Below are 2,110 nucleotides of genomic sequence, written 5' to 3'. Positions count from 1 at the left end.
GGTTTTAATTATGAAAGTAAGCAGAATTGCAGCGTTGTTATTTATCTCCTTTACGGGTTATCCAGAGCAGCGGAACCACTCCATCACTTCAATACATCTTCTGTTGACCATCTGATTATTCTTGCAGGCGATGGCGGAGCAGGTGGAACCGGAGGAAGCGGTAGCGATAATGGTGGCGATGGTGGTCATATAAATCCCATGCTGCCAGATCACACGATCTGGCAGTTTTTATAACACGCAGTTGAGGAGACTTCTTTGTGAATATGAATCTTAAATTAGTAGCATTTTTGTTTTGTACTGAGTTTTGCTTGTCGGGTGCAGTACATGCTGAAGATGCTATAACGCAGAACAGTACAGCCACAATCCCTGTGTCAGCAGACCAGGCCAGTTCCCTTAAGGCAGTGACGGTAAAATGCGGGCATTCTGGTAAAGATGGGCAGCCGGGTAAGGACGGTAACAACGGGCAGGGCGGTAAAGGAGGTAAAGGCGGTGCGGCTGGTAAAGGCGGCACCGCCGTCCCATGTAGCAATTAAGGTAAGCGCTCTCAGGCAAATAGTGTTTTTCCAAAAAGGTGCTGCTTATGCGTCTGAAACTAATCTATATATTTACAGCTCTCGTTTATTTGGCGTCAACATCGTTCGCCCATGCGGACGCATCGTCCAGATGGTCATCAACGCAACACAACGTTAATGGATTCGTTCTGGTTGATGATTCTGCCGGGGCAAATGGAGGGCCAGATGAGTCCTGTCTCAATTACACCGAGTACGCACCATGCTGTTGAGGAAGAAGTTGCTCAAAAAATATTGTTTCAATGCGAGCGTCAAAAAGATGCAATTGGTTGGCCTGTAAGTTGTGGGGCCACGGTAAACGTCCATCGTGAAAGCAACCGGAAACAAACAGTTAGCCACAATCAGTTCCGTTAAAAAATGATATAGCCTGATTGGCAGCCACCTGGAAAGCTGAAAGTATCCTACGTTAAGCCAGTTTTTAAAGCAGGCATGACAGGCAGCTTTGTGCCAAAAGCGGAAGTCTGGTAGTTCTAGACCGCCCCCTGATATTCAGTGTCCGGACGCACGTTTCAGCGGTAAAGGTAGTAATATAGTATTTCGTTATTTAACCTTATCTGTATTAAGGTTATGTGAACACGAAACCAGGGAGGTGTACCGTGGTAGCAGTCGATAAGATAACAAGTGATATAGAAAACATTGCGAACAGAATTGCAGACATCATCATGTCGCCCACCACAATTACCGGATTAATAAACGGTGCGCTTACCGTTCCGCTCGATATGGGTTATCTCGCCTGGGGATATATGGATACCGATTCCCGTTATGCGCAACAGACACAACGTTTTCGCATGGCGGAAGCAATTCATAATGACATCCTGAATTATAAACATATAACCAATGCCGTAGAGATCCTATTTAAAGAATTCGATAAATACGCCTCCGTATCTCAGCAAAACAATGCCTATCGCGGTGCCGTTTCCTCAATGGCCGGGCGATTCCTTACCGCGAAACTTATTGCGATAATTGGGTCGGCGGTGCTGACGAGAGTGCCATTTATTGGTGCGCAAAGTGCCAAAAACTGGATCGGCAGGGTGACGATGATTCTGCTTATCGGGGGAATGAGCGAACGCTCGATAAGAATGTCTGAAAGCCTCGCCATCGAGGCACCGGAAATTTACGCGCTGCTCCGGCCACACGATTATGACCTCACCTATTTTTTGTTTGAACCCGCCGTTAAACCGTTTATTGACGCTGTCCATGCTGGTGCCACACGCGGCCAGCCTGTGTTTGACAGGATAATCGATGCTGTAGGGCGAAAGCTGCATGTCACACAATAAGCGGCTACACAGAGTTCTGAAAAGCGGGGTGAAAATGGTGTTATTTACCGCCGCCTGGATATGGAATTTTTTTGAATCCGTGTTATTCGTTGGCGGGTTAATCGGATGTCTGATGCTGCCCGTGGCGTGGCCGCTGAAATTCGTTTATGCCGCCGTATGGCTGATAATTTTCTTCTCAGTGTCAAGAGGCGTCGCCAAATTAGAAGACTATCGGGAAAGAAGTCGAAACTCAACATTAAGGAAATAAAATGTCTAACCCAGCTT

At 46.8% G+C, this 2,110-nt stretch carries 2 protein-coding genes and 1 pseudogene; all 3 read left to right on the top strand.

Annotated features, from left to right (window positions below; genetic code table 11):
* Nucleotides 1–234: pseudogene (locus J1785_RS01465) on the top strand (hypothetical protein); the annotation flags it as partial.
* Nucleotides 235–257: 23 nt separating this feature from the next.
* A complete protein-coding gene (locus J1785_RS01460; protein ID WP_217218649.1) occupies nucleotides 258–533 on the top strand; it encodes a hypothetical protein in 276 nt (91 codons plus the stop codon).
* A 698-nt stretch (nucleotides 534–1,231) separates the two neighbouring features.
* Nucleotides 1,232–1,846, top strand: a complete 615-nt coding sequence (locus J1785_RS01455) for a hypothetical protein (RefSeq protein ID WP_238483022.1) — start codon at nucleotides 1,232–1,234, stop codon at nucleotides 1,844–1,846.
* Nucleotides 1,847–2,110 lie beyond the last annotated feature (264 nt).

The sequence above is a fragment of the Rahnella perminowiae genome (assembly GCF_019049755.1).
Lineage (GTDB): Bacteria > Pseudomonadota > Gammaproteobacteria > Enterobacterales > Enterobacteriaceae > Rahnella > Rahnella perminowiae.
The sequence above is the reverse complement of the archived record's forward strand: the minus strand, read 5'-3'. Positions and strand labels throughout refer to the sequence as shown.

Bases quoted from the DNA above. Each gene is read 5' to 3' on its own strand.
- J1785_RS01455 (WP_238483022.1), top strand. From the start codon at position 1,232: ATGTCGCCCACCACAATTACCGGATTAATAAACGGTGCGCTTACCGTT.